Source organism: Alteribacter keqinensis (assembly GCF_003710255.1).
GTDB lineage: Bacteria > Bacillota > Bacilli > Bacillales > Salisediminibacteriaceae > Alteribacter > Alteribacter keqinensis.
In genome coordinates, this window is the sequence record NZ_RHIB01000002.1 from 531,753 (window position 1) to 547,280 (window position 15,528).

The following is a 15,528-nucleotide window of genomic DNA, read 5'->3' on the forward strand; positions in this document are numbered from 1 at the left end:
GTTATTAAGCGTTAAATGTCTTTTTGAAGTCTTCGATCGCTTTTCTGAGATCAGCATCTTCAGGAAGGTTTCCTGTAGTGCGGATGTGATCCAAGAGATCCTTGTTGTTGTGCTCAAGGTAGCTGTACATGTCCGCTTCAAAGCGTTGTACATCCTCAACAGCAACATCATCAAGGAAGCCTTTTGTAAGAGCAAAGAGAATCACAACTTGTTTCTCTACAGCTAATGGCTGGTGAAGGCCTTGTTTAAGAACTTCTACAGTACGGGCACCACGGTTCAGTTTCGCCTGAGTGGATTTATCAAGGTCGGAACCGAACTGGGCGAATGCTTCAAGCTCACGGTAGGACGCCAAGTCAAGACGCAGCGTACCGGCAACTTTCTTCATCGCTTTGATCTGTGCAGATCCCCCTACCCGTGATACGGATAAACCAGCGTCGATCGCCGGACGTACACCGGAGAAGAAAAGGTTGGACTGCAGGAAGATCTGTCCGTCTGTAATGGAAATTACGTTTGTTGGAATGTAGGCAGAGATATCTCCGGCCTGTGTTTCGATGAATGGCAGTGCAGTTAAAGAACCGCCGCCTTTTGCATCGGAAAGCTTTGCCGCACGCTCAAGAAGACGGCTGTGCAAGTAGAAAACATCTCCCGGGAATGCTTCACGGCCTGGAGGACGACGAAGCAGAAGGGAAAGCTCACGATATGCTGCCGCTTGCTTGGAAAGGTCATCGTAGATAACCAATACGTGCTTTCCGTTGTACATGAACTCCTCACCCATTGTTACCCCTGTATACGGAGCAAGGTAAAGAAGTGGTGCAGGCTTGGACGCACTCGCACTTACAACGATCGTGTAATCAAGGGCACCGTGCTGACGTAGTGTTTCTACTACCCCTGCCACTGTAGATTCCTTTTGACCGATCGCGACGTAAATACAAATCATGTCCTGGTCTGCCTGGTTAATGATTGTATCGATTGCAATTGCTGTTTTACCCGTTTGACGGTCTCCGATAACAAGCTCACGCTGTCCACGGCCGATCGGGATAAGAGAGTCAATTGCTTTAATTCCTGTTTGTAGTGGTTCGTGTACAGATTTACGGTCCATAACCCCTGGTGCCGGGCTTTCGATTGGACGGCGCTTTTCTGACTCGATTTCCCCCTGCCCGTCCAGCGGGTTTCCAAGTGGGTCTACTACGCGTCCCAGAAGGGCTTCCCCTACAGGAACCTCCATGATGCGTCCGGTACGTTTAACCTCGTCACCTTCGTGGATGTCCACGTATGGTCCAAGAATAATAATACCTACTGTATCTTCCTCAAGGTTCTGGGCCATACCCATTGTACCGTTTGAGAATTCCAGAAGCTCACCGGCCATGACATTTTCAAGTCCGTGAGCAACGGCGATCCCGTCACCAACTCGGATTACGGTGCCGACTTCATTTACTTGAATTTCAGACTGATAATCTTCAATCTGCTTCTTTATCAGAGAGCTGATTTCATCGGCTCTGATGCTCATTTGCTTCACCCCTATCTACTTGCGTTCCCATAAATCATACGCTTATGAATACGTTCAAGCTGACTTGCGACACTTGCGTCAAAGACGCGGTCACCGATTCGGATTTTAAATCCGCCAAGGACGTCAGGATCGTTTACTTCATCAAGAAGAAGCTCCCCAGTGTTCGTCTTCTTCGCGAACGTATCTTTCACCGCTTGTCTTTCTTCTTCGCTAAGCGGCTTTGCTGTATACACAGTGGCTTCAGCAACGCCTCTTGATGCGTAGGAAAGACGCTTATATTCGTCAGCAACAGCCAAAATGATGCTGATGCGCTTCCGGTCAACGAGCAGGAACAGCAGGTTCATCACCGCTCCTGACACCTGTGTGCCGAAATGCGTTTTTAACAACGATTTCTTTTCTTCATTCGTGATGCTTGGGTGTCTGAACACTTCGTCAAGAAGGTTCGTCTCTTCAAAAACATCCTTTACTGCCTGCAACTCCTCACCAATGAGCTCGAGCTGGTCGCGCTCCTTGGCAAGGTCAAAAAGAGCATTGGCGTAACGATACGCTAACGGGTCCCGTTTCATACCGTCTGACCCACTTCTTTAAGAGTTTCCTGAATAAGCTTCTCTTGTTCTTTATCATCCAGCTCTTTTTCAATAACCTTCGTTGCAACCAGTACAGACAAGGTCGAAACTTGCTCACGAAGTGCAGAGATCGCTTGTTCTTCTTCTTGCTTAATAGAAGCAAGTGCTTCTTGCAATTTACGTTCAGCCTGCTTTTCAGCATTGGCAATAATGTCTTTTTCCTGACGTTCAGCCTGCTTGCGAGCGTTTTCCACGATTTCCTTCGCTTCTGCTCTCGCTGTTTTGATCGCTTCACGCTGTTCTTCAAGATACTTTTCCGACTCTTCGCGGTTCTTTTCCGCAGTAGAAATCTGTTCTGCTACGTGTTTCTCTCGCTTTTCCATCATGTCCATAATCGGACCGAAAGCATATTTCTTCAAGATGAGCAAGAGAACGACGAAACCTGCGAGCTGGAAGAGAACATCAACGATTGTAAATGGTCCTAACACAGTTCTGCCCCCTTTACTTCAATCATACATAAGGAAAGGCGAAGATGTATGTGATCCAAACGTTCTCCGCCATATAAGTTCTAAATCAGTTCCGGCTTGTCCTATGAGGACGCCGGCGTTATTACATTTGTCCGTATAGCAGGATCGAAATAACGATTGCGATGATCGGAACGGCCTCTACAAGTGGAATACCGATGAACATTACTGTTTGCAGTTGTCCTTTAAGCTCAGGCTGACGAGTGATTCCTTCCAACGTTCCCTTTACAACAATTGCAACTCCAAGTGCACCCGCAAGTGCTGCAAGACCTGCAACAATACCTACTCCAATAGCGATAGTACCCATTAAAAAAATCCTCCTTTGAATTCTGAAAAAAGTTTTATACTTACGCTCTACCATGAATTTGTTAGAGCTGTTGGTACCAAAAATTAATGTTCTTCATTTACTTTGTGACTCATGTACACCATCGTTAACATACAGAAGATGAATGCCTGGAGTGAACCGATAAACAGTCCGAATGCCTGCCAGACTACGAGTGGTGCGAATGCGAGAATCCCCCAAAGGACTCCGGAGGTTCCAAGACCTACAATCATAATCATGAGAATCTCTTTTGCAAATACGTTACCAAACAAACGCATTCCAAGTGTAAGAGTGTTGGCAATCTCCTCAATGATCTTGAATGGGAATAAGAAGAATACAGGTCGGAAATAGTCTTTCGTGTATTCTTTCGGCCCCTTCATCTTAACGCCATAGAAATGTGTGAGTAACACGATCATGGCTGCCAATGTCAATGTCAGATAGGCATTGGATGTCGGTGACTTCCACCACACATAGTGTCCAGGCTCCGTTACGATCTCAAAAGGCAGACCGAGCATATTTGCCGTAAACACATAAAGGATAATGGTAATACCGAGCATGATAAAGTTCTTCCCTTTTTCCCAGGCCATGTTTGCGCTGATAATGTTCTTAACAAACTGCACAAGGTATTCGAGGGCGTTCTGGGCACCTGTCGGATACATCTTAATGGTTCTGGACATGAAGAAACAGACCAGGAAGATGATAAGAAGCGTTGCCGTGACGGTAATCATGTTCGTTACGTTCATGGCAAGCCAGGAAATCCCAAAGAGTTCAATCACTAGCTCTTGATGTTCCAATTACTTTCACCTCTTTTCTCGCTTCTGCAACGGCTAAGTTTGTTCAACGAAGTACAAACACCGTCGTCACTGTAAACGCTTAATATGAAAAATAGGTTCTATCATGATGATGGCATAGGTACTCATAAGTCCTATGATCGCACCAGCAAGATTAAAAAAATCCGGAAAGTTCACGGTGACCAGAATACAGGCAACTGCCGTCAGGATCCTGCTTGCCGTTCCAAAGGCAAACTTGGTTCTCCCGAGTACCGCGTTACTTACTCGTTTTACTTGTACATAGGTGGTGAGCAGATTCAAAAGACTGAATGCTGTACCGAGTATGAGACCGAAAAACACGGTTTCATAGGGTGTGACCACCGCCAGCAAGGCATATAAACCAATGAGGACGAATGCATAAAGCGATATTCGTCTTGCTGTACTGCGAAACTCCATTACATATCGTCTCCCATAAACCTCTTGAGTACCTGGTAAATCCCGTACACACCTGCTCCAAGCCCGATAACAAACCCGAGCGCCAGAAGCAGCCCCCCTGTCTCATAGTGCTGGTCAAGCCATCTCCCGCCGAGCACGCCGACAAGAATGGCACCAATGAGGTAGGAAGTGATCGTGGATACTAACGCCATCTTCCGCATCAAAGACTTGAACTGCGGTTCGTCAGCCATCTTCTTCCTCCGATCTGCGACGTCGTTAAACAGTTGTTTGAACGATTCAAAAAGCACGTCGAAATATCAGACTTTTTAGAATCCTCATGCCGGATAACAAGCTCCGCCCGGCCGACTGAAAACGATGACACAATTATGTACAAAGGTGGTAAATCCCCCTTGTAATCGTATAATAGAGCCCCTCTTGTGTCAATCGAATCCGGGGAAAAACACATGGAAGTTTTTCGCACAAGGAAAAGCGCTTTCATTAATCCTCATTAAGTTAGTGGGAATTAAAAAAATGACACAGTTCATATTATACATAATTTTAATTTCTTTGCGTGACGATTCACAAAGAAAATAAATGTTCTAATTTTCAGTAAATTAAAGCTGGTCGTTTATTTAATAAAATCAGAAAAACCGGCGCCATTTGGGTCGCCGGTTTTTTGATTCTTCCGATACGGGGCGTTATTCTTCCGATAATCGGCTTTATTCTGACGATAATCGGCTTTATTCTGCCGAAACGCCTCTTTTTTCTGCCATTACTGGCTGGAAGACAGCGGCAGCAGATTCTCGAGGTTTTCTTTAAAGGTCGAGGCTTTGTTTAGCTTCAATGTAGTAAACAAATAAGACTCCTGCATTGAAAGCGTGATAAAAGTGGAAACCCGGCGCCTTTTGAGGTGCCGGGTTTGTTGATTCTTCCAATACATGACGTTATTCTTCCGGTAACCGTATTTATTCTGCCGAAACGCCTCTTTTTTCTGCCATTACCGGCTGGAAGACGGTCCCAGGTACTGGCCGATAATAATATCACGCTCGATCGTATCTTCCTTCCCGTCCTGCCTTGCAAAAATCAGTGCTTTATAAACACCGGGCTCCACACCTTGGATCTCAAGCTTTTCTTCAAGCATCCCCCGGTCTACATCCTTTTTAGCCTCGATATACTTCACGAACTGGAACGTATCCGGCTCGTATAAAACAATCCCGAACTCCTCCGCGCCCCCCGGAAGGTATACTTCGTACTGATACACATCTTCCTCCGTTGTATGCTCAAGCATAAAGGCCATCACCCGCGGGTAATCAGGCTCTTCCACAAAAAAGAGGTACGGTACGTTAATGATCTCGTCTTTACTCTTAACCTCAATGATCCCGTTGTACATTCCTCCTTCAAATACAGAAGGAAGAACGTCCATAATAATCGGCACTTCTCTTTTTTCACCGGGGTTCAGATAAAACGAAAACGGTACTTTCCACTGAATACCATCAGGCACTTCAAACGGTGGATCCACCGTGTACCGCTTTCTCTCATCCGATTGATTGTCCACGGTAATTTTGACCTGCTTCTCAATCCGCGTATCATCCCGGAGCCACTTCCCAAAGCTGACTGCCCCCGGGTACACCAAGGTTTCGACCTTTAATGCACGACTCAGGTCCACCCTCCCCGTTCCTTGAACATGGGGCGGATACACATTTCCGTCACGGTCAGAGATCAGCTTGGCCGAATTCATCAGCGCTGCTTTCACTTGATCAGGCGTCCAGTCGGGATGCTTTTGCAAAACAAGTGCTGCGGCACCGGCGATGTGAGGGGCTGCCATGCTCGTACCGTTCATATCCAGGTACCCTTTAGGAACGGTACTGTCAATGGCCACACCCGGTGCTACGAGATCCGGCTTTACATCCCACGAATAGGTTACCGGCCCCCTTGAGCTGAATGGGGCGATAAAGTCTTGCTCTTCATGATAAACCGTTCGGATCCGGGAATGATTCGTCTTTGAAAGCTCACTCAAAAGTGCTTCACCATCTTCTTTTGACATACTCACCACAGGGAGATCTACAATTTCTTCAAGCGTCCCGGCAAATTCCCCGTCGTGATTGTTGTATACGATTAACCCTTTCGCACCAGCCTGTTTCGCAGCCTTTGCTTTAACGGTAAAGGTCACGATACCTCGTTCAACGATCGCAATTTTTCCTTTTACATCCGTGTTGTTAAAGTCTTCTTTTCGGCCAAGACCCGCATAGACAATTTCATCTTCCCTCTTCTGGTCCCAAGGTTGCGCCCGTATCATCGGCGTGATCGCCCATTCCTGTTCTTCGTTTCGGTCAAGAACAAGGTAGGGAATTCTGAGGGGCGGTGTTGAAGCCCCTACTGAAATGGCTTTTGATGATGTCCCCGGTGAACCGACTGTCCAGAGGTTCGGGCCGCTGTTTCCGTTCGATGTTACCGCCACAACCCCTGCTTCTACAGCTTTATCCAGGGCTACGCTTGTGGGCCAGTCCGGTCCGTTTACTGTGTTGCCCAAAGACAGGTTGATCACATCCACCTCGTCTTCTACCGCCTTTTCAATGGCAGCGATCACCTGCTCAGTGGTTCCTATTCCTGTCGGACCGAGTGCCCGGTACCCGTAAATTTCAGCGTCAGGGGCTACGCCGTGCATTCTGCCGTCTGCTGCAATAATCCCTGCAACGTGCGTACCGTGAAGGGTCGGCACACCTTCTTCTTTCGTCGTTTCCATCGGATCATCATCTTCATCCACCACGTCATATCCGCCCCGGTAGTTTTTCTTAAGGTCGGGGTGATGATAATCAATGCCCGTATCAATTACTCCTATCTTTATTCCTTCCCCTGTAAGGCGGTCGCCGTCTTCATCGAGCATGCTTCGAATTTCGTTTCCACCGATAAACGGAATGCTCTCATCCATGGACGGCTCGTACATGGCAACAGGATCAATTCGCTTAACCCCTTTGATTGTCTGAAGCTGCTCTATATCTTTTTGTTTGATTTCAAGTGAAAAACCATTAAATAACGTCAGAAATGTCCGGCGCACCTGAGTGTCAGGGAGCTGCTCCTGTACCCGTGCCATCGCTTCAACTGGATCATCGTCAGCTTCCACAATCACAATCTGCATTTGTTCCGGATCTATTTCCGGCAGGGGCGGCCGTTCAGGATACAATCCGCCGCTTTCTTCTGCCAACCCCTGATAAGGTGAAAACAACATCGTCACTACCATCGCTGCCGCCAGCATTCCCCACACACGCCTCATCATCATCTACAGACCTCCCGGAGCTGAGTATTATTTTTATAGCATGCGTGACTCTGTCCCATTTCATGTATAAGTTCGCACCGGGGTCTGTCCCCGCACAATTTTGTGTAAGATTGTGGAATTGGGAGGATTTTGCGCAGAGAGTATCCGGACGCCAAAAAAACCTTACCCGCAATCATAATAGAAAGATTTTTACATTTGGTGTTGTTTTACGCTTTTTCGCTACCTTTTTTTGATCTGTTCGGCAGCCTTCTCAGACTTTCGGCTTCCTTCTGTCCCAGTTAGGCTCTTAAGCAGTCTAAATCACATCAACTCGAAGCTTACTTCTGAAACAGCGCTTTTACCTGCGGGGGTTTCCTCTTAACATGTTTCCAATAAAAAAAGGAAGAGAGACCTGCATCTCTCTTCCCACACTTCTTTATTATTACTTCGTCCCGAACAAACGGTCTCCGGCGTCACCAAGACCCGGTACGATGTAGCCTTTTTCGTTTAATTTATCATCCATTGCAGCAAGATAGATATCCACATCCGGGTGTTCTTCCTGAAGAATTTCCACACCCTCCGGCGCTGCTACCAGACACATTAATTTAATGTTATTTGCTCCGCGCTTTTTAAGAGAGTTAATCGCTTCCACCGCAGAACCGCCCGTAGCAAGCATTGGATCGATCACAATAAATTCTCTTTCTTCCACGTCATTCGGCAGCTTCACGTAATACTCAACCGGCTTTAACGTTTCAGGATCACGATATAAACCGACATGTCCCACTTTTGCAGCGGGAATCAGCTTCAAAATACCGTCAACCATACCAAGACCGGCACGGAGAATCGGCACCAGACCGAGCTTTTTACCCGCAATCGTCTTACTCGTCGCCGGACCTACCGGTGTTTCAATTTCCACTTCCTGAAGCGGAAGTTCACGTGTAATTTCAAACGCCATCAGGCTTGCAACTTCATCCACAAGCTCACGAAACTCTTTCGTACCTGTATTTTTATCGCGAATATACGTCAGCTTGTGCTGAATTAACGGATGATCAAAGACATACACCTTACTCATGGTTTATATCGCTCCTTTAGACTCAAAGATTAGTTCGGGACGTGATCTCTATTATACCCTTTGAAGATTCTACATAAAAACATGGACTGATTCAAGCCAATTCCATAAAGTTATTCATTGTAAATGAAGGCAGCGCTCCCGATGTCGGAAAAGTTATGCACACAGTTATGCCCAATTATCCACAATCAAAGATGTTTGTCCACAAAAATAGTGCAACTTATTCACAACTGTAGATAAATACACACAATCCCTGGTTTTTTATTAACAAAATGTTTTTGGTTATCCACACCCGTATCTTTTTTATCCACAAAAATGTCCCGGATTTCTAAATGAATCATCCGGGACATCACAGCTTCTTATTTATACATCGGGAAACGGGAAGTCAGTTCGGCGACCTGATTACGGGCTGCTTCAAGAACCTCGTCTTTATCAGGGGATTTCAATACAGCTGCCATGATTTTGCCGATTTCCTTCATTTCATCCACACCGAATCCGCGGGACGTAACCGCAGCAGTACCGATGCGGAGACCGCTTGTAACAAACGGACTTTCCGGGTCAAACGGAATGGTGTTCTTGTTCGTCGTAATACGAACTTCATCCAGAGCTTCTTCTGCAATTTTACCCGTAATTCCTAATTTACGGAGGTCAAGAAGGACAAGGTGGTTATCCGTACCGCGAGACACAAGATCAATTCCTTGCTCTGTTAAGGATTCTGCCAGAGTAGCCGCATTATCAACAACCTGCTTGGCGTAACCTGTGAATTCATCTCCAAGAGCCTCGCCAAGAGCAACTGCTTTGGCAGCAATAACGTGCATGAGAGGTCCGCCTTGAAGACCAGGGAAGATCGCTTTATCAATTTTCTTTCCGAATTCTTCTTTACAAAGAATCATACCGCCACGTGGACCGCGAAGGGTTTTGTGCGTTGTTGTCGTCACAAAGTCTGCGTGAGGAACCGGGTTCTGATGAAGACCGGCAGCAACAAGTCCTGCAATGTGCGCCATATCAACCATCAGCAGTGCATCCACTTCGTCTGCAATTTCGCGGAACTTGGCAAAGTCAATTTTACGCGGGTAGGCACTTGCACCGGCAACGATCATTTTCGGACGGTGTTCCTTGGCTTTAGCAAGGACATCATCGTAATCGATAACCTGATTTTCTTTGTCCACTCCATATTCCACGAAGTTATACTGCTTTCCGCTGAAGTTAACAGGGCTTCCATGAGTTAAGTGACCACCGTGGCTTAAGTTCATGCCAAGAACCGTATCACCGTGATCAAGAACTGTGTAATAGACAGCCATATTCGCCTGCGCACCTGAGTGAGGCTGAACGTTAACATGTTCCGCACCGAACAAACGCTTTGCACGCTCGCGGGCAATGTCTTCTACAACGTCCACATGTTCGCAGCCGCCATAATAGCGCTTGGAAGGATAGCCTTCTGCGTATTTATTCGTCAACACAGAACCTTGTGCTTCCATTACCGCTTCAGACACAAAGTTCTCTGATGCAATCAATTCGATATTGTCACGCTGGCGTTTCAATTCCTTGTCCATTGCCTGAAAAACATCATTGTCCTGCTTTTTTACATGAGCCAATCGTTCCTGGTTCAACGTTTCCATTTCGTTCGCCTCCTCAAGTAATCCCGTTCATGTTGTTTTCATAACATTAACAGTATAACGCATATCCACCGGCAATTTCATCTGTTTATTTGATGCTTCACAATATTCTAGTATTACCTCCATAAGTAAATGATCTAGATGCTGTCGCTATGGACATGGCTTCCCGGCGGGTTTTCCTACTTGCCCTAACGTGAGGCTACTGAAAAAGTAGATTTTTTAACTAAACTCATAGAAGTCAGATGTAAATTTCCGCTCATTGCGCTCCCTTTCCGCGGGCGGTTCGGGAGCCTCCTCAGCGCTCCGCGCTTGCGGGGTCTCCCCGGAACTCGCTCCTCCCGCAGGAGGTCGCGCATTCGCTCCAATCAACGAGCTTTTATAAAGGACAATGACCTTTGATAAAAAAATTGGACATGGTTCCAGCATCCTAGCTTATCGTTTCCAACAGAAACTTGGCTGCTTACACAGAGCAGCAGAAAAGTAATGCCTCCGGGTTCCTCTTCCTTACACCTCTTTACCTATACGGTTAAGAGAATACTCAGAGAAGAGGAGTTGGAGTGCTTTTTTCTTCGAGTTCCGTTATCCCCATTTAAACTTTGTAAAAGGAGAATACTCGCATATAGAAATCTGTAAGCTGCTTCATGTTTAAAAGCAATCAAATAAGAATGTAAAAGAGGATGCAGCCGGAATGTTCGAGACTCCTGCGGAAGCAGGTGGCAGGGTGAGACCCCGGAGTGCGGAGGAGGCCACTGAAAAAGTACAAAACAACTTTTTCAGTGCCTTCGCGGAGCACCCGGAGGCTCACCGGCGCCCCCGCGGAAAGCGAAGGGCATTCCGGCTGCATCCTGACTTCTTCTGCTTCAAGAATTCCTTTAATTCGATGGGCTATAGGGACAGACCTCTGGTTTTACGGATCCCTGTAACGTAGAGAAAACCCCGCCGGGTGGCGGGGTTTTCTCTACGTTAATCACATGTGGATGGTGGTTCTGTTGTGTCGATCGTGTAAACGGCCCGTTCGCCTCCGATGAGTTTCGGCCGTGTTCGTGCGAGGGTCAGGTGGGCGCTTCCGATGGACTTAATCCGGCTGCGGACAGGAACAGCAACCTGCTTTAGATGCATACCGATTAGCGTATCTCCAATATCGATGCCTGCATGTGCTTTTATTGTTTCCACCACTACAGGACTGTTCATCTGCCGGTAGGCATAAGACGCCATCGATCCCCCTGCCCGTGGCATAGGAATCGCTGATACATGATCTTCCATCCTCCAGTAATCTCTTGTGTTTCCTTCGATCACAAGCGCTCTGTTCAAGTGTTCGCAGCATTGAAAGGCAAGATGAACGCCGGTTTTTATCCTGAACGATTCAAGGGCTCTCCATAACGCTTCTGCAATATCCATGGAACCGGCCTTCCCGATATGCTCTCCTTTTACTTCGCTCGTACTTGTACCTACAACAAGAATCTGCCCTTCCCTAAGCTTCGCAGCTTCGTTCAGGTCAACAAGCGCGGCTTCGAGGTCTTCGGTTAACTGGGTCAGGTGATCAGACACACTTATCAGCTCCTTACCGACTACCCTTCGTAGTCAGAGATTTTTTCAAGACGGCGATCATGGCGTCCGCCTTCATACTCTGTAGTAAGCCACACTTTCGCAATTTCACGTGCAAGGCCAGGTCCGATTACACGCTCCCCCATCGCAAGGACGTTTGAATCGTTATGTTCCCGGGTTGCCTTTGCACTGAAAAGGTCGTGCACCAGCGCACAGCGGATTCCTTTTACTTTATTGGCCGCAATGGACATGCCGATCCCTGTTCCGCAGATGACAATTCCGCGGTCTGCTTCGTTATTTGCCACTTTCTCTGCAACTGGAATTCCGTAGTCCGGATAGTCGACAGAGTCACTGCACTCACAGCCTACATCGTCATAGGAAATGTTAAGGTCGTCCATTAATGATTTAATTTCTTCTTTTAAATTTCTTCCACCGTGATCTGAACCGATTGCTACTTTCATCTCGTTGTCCTCCTTAGGTTTTAGGGGCACGCTCTTAACAGCCCCTACACGTGAAATTTCTGTATCACTTTTTTCAGATTGCCCGCTTCTTCAGACAGAATTTCAGAAGCTGCCGCAATCTCCTCCATAACTGCCGACTGTTCCTGGGTAGCGGAGCTTACTTCCACTGCCCCGGCGGACGTCTCCTGTGCTATGGCTGCCACTTCCTCAGACTGGCTGGCGGACGCTTCAACGGACTTCATCTGTTTTTCAACGAGTATGGAAATCTCAGCTACTGATTTCGCCACTTCTGTAACAGACTCTCCCATATCCGCTATTGCTTCGTTCGTGGCAGATCCTTTATCCGCTTCTTTTTTTGCCACCTGAACCTGATCGGTAATCTGCCCTACCACGTTGGTGACTTCTGATTGGATACTCTTAATGAGAGAGGAAATTCCCTGTACAGCTTTCCCGCTTTCATCAGCTAATTTTCTCACTTCTTCTGCCACTACGGCAAATCCTCTGCCCTGTTCTCCGGCTCTTGCCGCTTCGATGGATGCATTCAAAGCAAGAAGATTCGTCTGTCCGGCAATATCCCCGACAAGAGAAATAATCTCTTCAACTTTCTTCGCATTTTTTTCCAACCGGTGAACAGCAGTCAGAGACGTTTCGTTATCCTTGGCAAGCTGCTGAATTCCCTCCACGAGAGAGGTAATAACTTCTTTACTCTCAGCAAGCGTCTCTACCATATCTTCGCTCAGGCGGTTTGAAGTCTGGGCGTGATTTTGCACCTGTGTGGCAATCTGCATCACATCTTCAACCGATTCTGCGGTTTCCTGAATGGAAGCCGCTGAGTTTTCAGCTCCCTGTGAGATTTCGTCTACAGTCCGGCTGATGTTATCTGCCTGCTCAGCCGCAGCCAGGGAGGCACCGTTAATCTCGGCCACGCGCTCATTTGTACTCATGAAATTGCGGTCGATATCCTGAACCATGGAGCGGAGGTTGTCCACCATGTTGTTATAAGCCAATGCCAAGCCGCGCAGCTCATCGTCTGACTTCGGAACTTCCACGTGTTCTGAAATATCCCCGGAAGCCACCTTCCCGGCGGCCTTCTCCAGTCTGTGAAGAGGCTTAGCGATTACAGTAGCCCCGATAAAGCCCAATACCCCGCACCACATGACTCCGAGCACTAAGGTGATGACGGTAAAGATATTCTCGTTAACTCCGAGTAAACCGCCAAGATAATCACTTAAAAAGAAGATAAAAAACGCGCTCGTAGCATATGTGATGACAGCTACCGAACAAATTCCAAGAACCATTTTCTTTCTGATACTGAACCGGTATGACGATGATTGCAGTTTAGACAACGCTTACTCCCCCTGGTTAGAGAGGCCTCTGACAAAGTACAAAACAACTTTTTCAGTGCCTTTTATTAGAATTGCAATGGGTCCACTCGGTTGCACGCCTGGGACGAAAAACCCACTCGTACCAGGTATTTAAGAAATGCAACCGTTACGCTCATTGCCTTAGAAGCTTTTATTCTTTATCTCTTTTAAGCTTGGCAACAAGTTTATCTATGGCTTGTTCTATTTCAATGAGTGTTTGTTTATATGTGTGTTTGTCTCCACCAAAGGGATCGGCAATATCCATGGAAGGAAAATCTTTAATCAGTTCATCGATCGCTTCCTGATGAGGTTTAATCTCGGACAGCAGCGCTTCTTCAAGTTCCTGCTGTTTGGACGTATCATTATTTTTAAGAAAGTCATCCACTTTACTCTGGTTTTCTGCTATAAACTGCGCCCTCTTAATTTCAAGCTGGGCCGCTTCTTGATCAATCTTCTTTTTCTTTTCTCGGTGTTCTTTTGTATCATGGACAAACTCATTCAATGTGAACACATTGTTCTGGTCTTTATGAAAATGTTCGATTATTCTTCGCTTGTGTTCCTGAGTCATTGTCAATACCACATCCGCCCACTCCAGGAGGTCCTTATCCAGAGACCTGGATTGATGTGAATGCTCTATTCCTTTATCCTCAAGAACAGCTTTTGACCCTTCTGAGATAGGTACGCCGTCCATGGCATGGATTCCTGCAGAACGGGCTTCATACTGTTCCGGGAAGCTCTTTGTCTTCTCAATGAACACCTTTTCGGCCAGTGGGCTCCGGCACGTATTGCCTGTGCAGACAAACAGTACTTTTTTCATTGCTGCCGCTTCCTCCTTGTGAGTAAAAATTCAAACTTACTCCTATTCGTTACCTCTTTTACTTTTTTTCACACTTATATTTTACCATACCGGTCCTTTGTAACCGGTAACGGAAGATGATTTCAGAAAATAGTCCTATACCGGATTCAGCAGTGCCCCCTCCTTTCACTAAGCACCTTTATCCTTACTCTTTCAACAGATCAAAAAAGGCACGGAAACCGCGTCCCCTGCCTTCACACTCACATACTTTAAAAGTTACTCTGTTAAACTCATGTGAATTACGCTCATTGCACTTTCCGCTGGCGGCTCGGGAGCCTCCTCACACTTCGAGAGGTCACTGAAAAAATCCATTTTGTTTAAAATAGGCTCAGTAAAGTCAGGTGTTGATTTCCGCTCATTGCAGCGGGGGCGCCGGTGAAAGGATGAACCCCTGCTTCTTCCTCTGCCAGCTACTCTACGAAGCTTTCTGCGTCGAAGCAACTCGCAGCATATTCGTGGTGTAACCGCTCGCTGCTCCCGCAGGAGTGTCGCGCATTCGCTCCAATCAACACTTTTTATAAAACGACAAAGACATTTAGCACATCAAAAACTTTTATATGGGCTGCAATTAGAGCCCTAAATGGTGACACAATTATCGGAATTGGACTTTTCGGCTCAAGTCTGCAAAATGGAGCGTATTCCATTCATAGAAGCTGAATTCAATTCTTTTTCAGGGTAAACCAAACAACTTATACAAACAAAATCTTAACACCGAACCCCACCAAAATGAGGCCTCCCAACATTTCGCTGTATCCTCCGAGGAGTCCTTCGACTTTTCTTCCAAGAAGCAGTCCCGCACACGTTAAAAAAGCGCTCATGATGCCAAAGGATACAAGAGTCAGTAACGTTTTCGCCCCGAGCATCCCCAGGCTCAACCCGACGGAAAAGCTGTCGATACTCACGCCCACAGCGAACAAAATGAGTCCTAATCCCACCGGCTGCAGAAAGCTTTTTGTATCTTTCGAAAAAGAAGAAAAAATCATCTGCAGGCCTAATATAATCAGCACGATTGCTCCAAGAAGATACGCAAACACACCCACGTACTGAGAAACGATCTTGCCTAAAATCATACCTAAAAGCGGCATGGCCACATGAAACAGGCCAACCGTCGTTCCGATCATCCCGATTTGGCGCAGACGGAGACCGATCATCCCCATCCCCACGGAGATGGAGAACGCGTCCATACTCAAAGCAAAAGCCATTATCCCTATCGTTAATGCTTCTCCAATCACGAAATCAC

16 protein-coding genes are annotated in these 15,528 nt (G+C 46.8%); 1 reads left to right on the plus strand and 15 read right to left on the minus strand.

The features are described 5' to 3' along the window. Positions 1–4: 4 nt before the first annotated feature. From atpA to EBO34_RS14030, 7 genes are all read right to left on the minus strand, one after another. Positions 5–1,507 (minus strand): F0F1 ATP synthase subunit alpha, encoded by a 1,503-nt coding sequence (gene atpA, locus EBO34_RS14000; protein ID WP_122899596.1) that lies wholly within the window; start codon positions 1,505–1,507, stop codon positions 5–7. Between the two features lie 11 nt (positions 1,508–1,518). Beyond that, positions 1,519–2,073: a F0F1 ATP synthase subunit delta gene (locus EBO34_RS14005; protein ID WP_122899598.1), complete on the minus strand. Its 555-nt coding sequence runs from the start codon at positions 2,071–2,073 to the stop codon at positions 1,519–1,521. Then, entirely contained in the window at positions 2,070–2,561 is a 492-nt protein-coding gene (gene atpF / locus EBO34_RS14010; RefSeq protein WP_122899600.1) for a F0F1 ATP synthase subunit B, read from the minus strand. Before atpF ends, EBO34_RS14005 begins: the two co-directional genes overlap by 4 nt. A gap of 121 nt (positions 2,562–2,682) precedes the next feature. After that, a complete protein-coding gene (atpE, locus tag EBO34_RS14015) occupies positions 2,683–2,904 on the minus strand; it encodes a F0F1 ATP synthase subunit C (RefSeq protein WP_122899602.1) in 222 nt (73 codons plus the stop codon). A gap of 83 nt (positions 2,905–2,987) precedes the next feature. Then, complete coding sequence (atpB, locus tag EBO34_RS14020; RefSeq protein WP_122899604.1) at positions 2,988–3,713, minus strand: F0F1 ATP synthase subunit A; 726 nt, start codon at positions 3,711–3,713, stop codon at positions 2,988–2,990. A 66-nt stretch (positions 3,714–3,779) separates the two neighbouring features. Next, a complete protein-coding gene (locus tag EBO34_RS14025) occupies positions 3,780–4,145 on the minus strand; it encodes an ATP synthase subunit I (protein ID WP_122899606.1) in 366 nt (121 codons plus the stop codon). Beyond that, positions 4,145–4,375: an AtpZ/AtpI family protein gene (locus tag EBO34_RS14030; RefSeq protein WP_122899608.1), complete on the minus strand. Its 231-nt coding sequence runs from the start codon at positions 4,373–4,375 to the stop codon at positions 4,145–4,147. The genes EBO34_RS14025 and EBO34_RS14030 overlap by 1 nt, the downstream gene beginning before the upstream one ends. A 425-nt stretch (positions 4,376–4,800) precedes the next feature. Here EBO34_RS14030 and EBO34_RS20755 point away from each other — a divergent pair, with 425 nt between their 5' ends. After that, positions 4,801–4,962 (plus strand): hypothetical protein, encoded by a 162-nt coding sequence (locus EBO34_RS20755; RefSeq protein ID WP_183163885.1) that lies wholly within the window; start codon positions 4,801–4,803, stop codon positions 4,960–4,962. 159 nt (positions 4,963–5,121) lie between these two features. Here EBO34_RS20755 and EBO34_RS14035 read toward each other — a convergent pair whose 3' ends face one another. From EBO34_RS14035 to EBO34_RS14075, 8 genes are all read right to left on the minus strand, one after another. Continuing rightward, complete coding sequence (locus EBO34_RS14035) at positions 5,122–7,401, minus strand: S8 family serine peptidase (protein WP_283234591.1); 2,280 nt, start codon at positions 7,399–7,401, stop codon at positions 5,122–5,124. A 418-nt stretch (positions 7,402–7,819) separates the two neighbouring features. Further along, on the minus strand, positions 7,820–8,449 hold the full coding sequence (upp, locus tag EBO34_RS14040; RefSeq protein WP_122899610.1) for a uracil phosphoribosyltransferase: 630 nt from the start codon (positions 8,447–8,449) through the stop codon (positions 7,820–7,822). Positions 8,450–8,805: 356 nt separating this feature from the next. Further along, the gene (locus EBO34_RS14045) at positions 8,806–10,065 is read right to left on the minus strand and encodes a serine hydroxymethyltransferase (RefSeq protein ID WP_429699486.1); all 1,260 of its coding nucleotides are present in this window, start codon (positions 10,063–10,065) and stop codon (positions 8,806–8,808) included. A gap of 960 nt (positions 10,066–11,025) precedes the next feature. After that, positions 11,026–11,598: a TIGR01440 family protein gene (locus EBO34_RS14055; RefSeq protein WP_122900121.1), complete on the minus strand. Its 573-nt coding sequence runs from the start codon at positions 11,596–11,598 to the stop codon at positions 11,026–11,028. 32 nt (positions 11,599–11,630) lie between these two features. Continuing rightward, entirely contained in the window at positions 11,631–12,068 is a 438-nt protein-coding gene (gene rpiB, locus EBO34_RS14060) for a ribose 5-phosphate isomerase B (RefSeq protein ID WP_122899614.1), read from the minus strand. Positions 12,069–12,112: 44 nt separating this feature from the next. Further along, positions 12,113–13,405: a methyl-accepting chemotaxis protein gene (locus EBO34_RS14065; protein ID WP_429699522.1), complete on the minus strand. Its 1,293-nt coding sequence runs from the start codon at positions 13,403–13,405 to the stop codon at positions 12,113–12,115. Positions 13,406–13,583: 178 nt separating this feature from the next. After that, positions 13,584–14,249: a low molecular weight protein arginine phosphatase gene (locus tag EBO34_RS14070; protein WP_122899616.1), complete on the minus strand. Its 666-nt coding sequence runs from the start codon at positions 14,247–14,249 to the stop codon at positions 13,584–13,586. A 728-nt stretch (positions 14,250–14,977) separates the two neighbouring features. Next, positions 14,978–15,490 (minus strand): manganese efflux pump MntP, encoded by a 513-nt coding sequence (locus tag EBO34_RS14075; RefSeq protein ID WP_122900125.1) that lies wholly within the window; start codon positions 15,488–15,490, stop codon positions 14,978–14,980. Between the last annotated feature and the right edge of the window lie 38 nt (positions 15,491–15,528).

What these genes read in the sequence shown, in the direction of transcription:
- EBO34_RS14030 (WP_122899608.1), bottom strand. Translation starts at nt 4,375, where the DNA reads ATGGCTGACGAACCGCAGTTCAAGTCTTTGATGCGGAAGATGGCGTTA.
- EBO34_RS14075 (WP_122900125.1), bottom strand. Translation starts at nt 15,490, where the DNA reads ATGGCTTTTGCTTTGAGTATGGACGCGTTCTCCATCTCCGTGGGGATG.
- EBO34_RS14005 (WP_122899598.1), bottom strand. Translation starts at nt 2,073, where the DNA reads ATGAAACGGGACCCGTTAGCGTATCGTTACGCCAATGCTCTTTTTGAC.
- EBO34_RS14035 (WP_283234591.1), bottom strand. Translation starts at nt 7,401, where the DNA reads ATGATGATGAGGCGTGTGTGGGGAATGCTGGCGGCAGCGATGGTAGTG.
- rpiB (WP_122899614.1), bottom strand. Translation starts at nt 12,068, where the DNA reads ATGAAAGTAGCAATCGGTTCAGATCACGGTGGAAGAAATTTAAAAGAA.
- atpE (WP_122899602.1), bottom strand. Translation starts at nt 2,904, where the DNA reads ATGGGTACTATCGCTATTGGAGTAGGTATTGTTGCAGGTCTTGCAGCA.
- upp (WP_122899610.1), bottom strand. Translation starts at nt 8,449, where the DNA reads ATGAGTAAGGTGTATGTCTTTGATCATCCGTTAATTCAGCACAAGCTG.
- EBO34_RS14045 (WP_429699486.1), bottom strand. Translation starts at nt 10,065, where the DNA reads ATGGAAACGTTGAACCAGGAACGATTGGCTCATGTAAAAAAGCAGGAC.
- EBO34_RS14025 (WP_122899606.1), bottom strand. Translation starts at nt 4,145, where the DNA reads ATGGAGTTTCGCAGTACAGCAAGACGAATATCGCTTTATGCATTCGTC.
- EBO34_RS14070 (WP_122899616.1), bottom strand. Translation starts at nt 14,249, where the DNA reads ATGAAAAAAGTACTGTTTGTCTGCACAGGCAATACGTGCCGGAGCCCA.
- atpA (WP_122899596.1), bottom strand. Translation starts at nt 1,507, where the DNA reads ATGAGCATCAGAGCCGATGAAATCAGCTCTCTGATAAAGAAGCAGATT.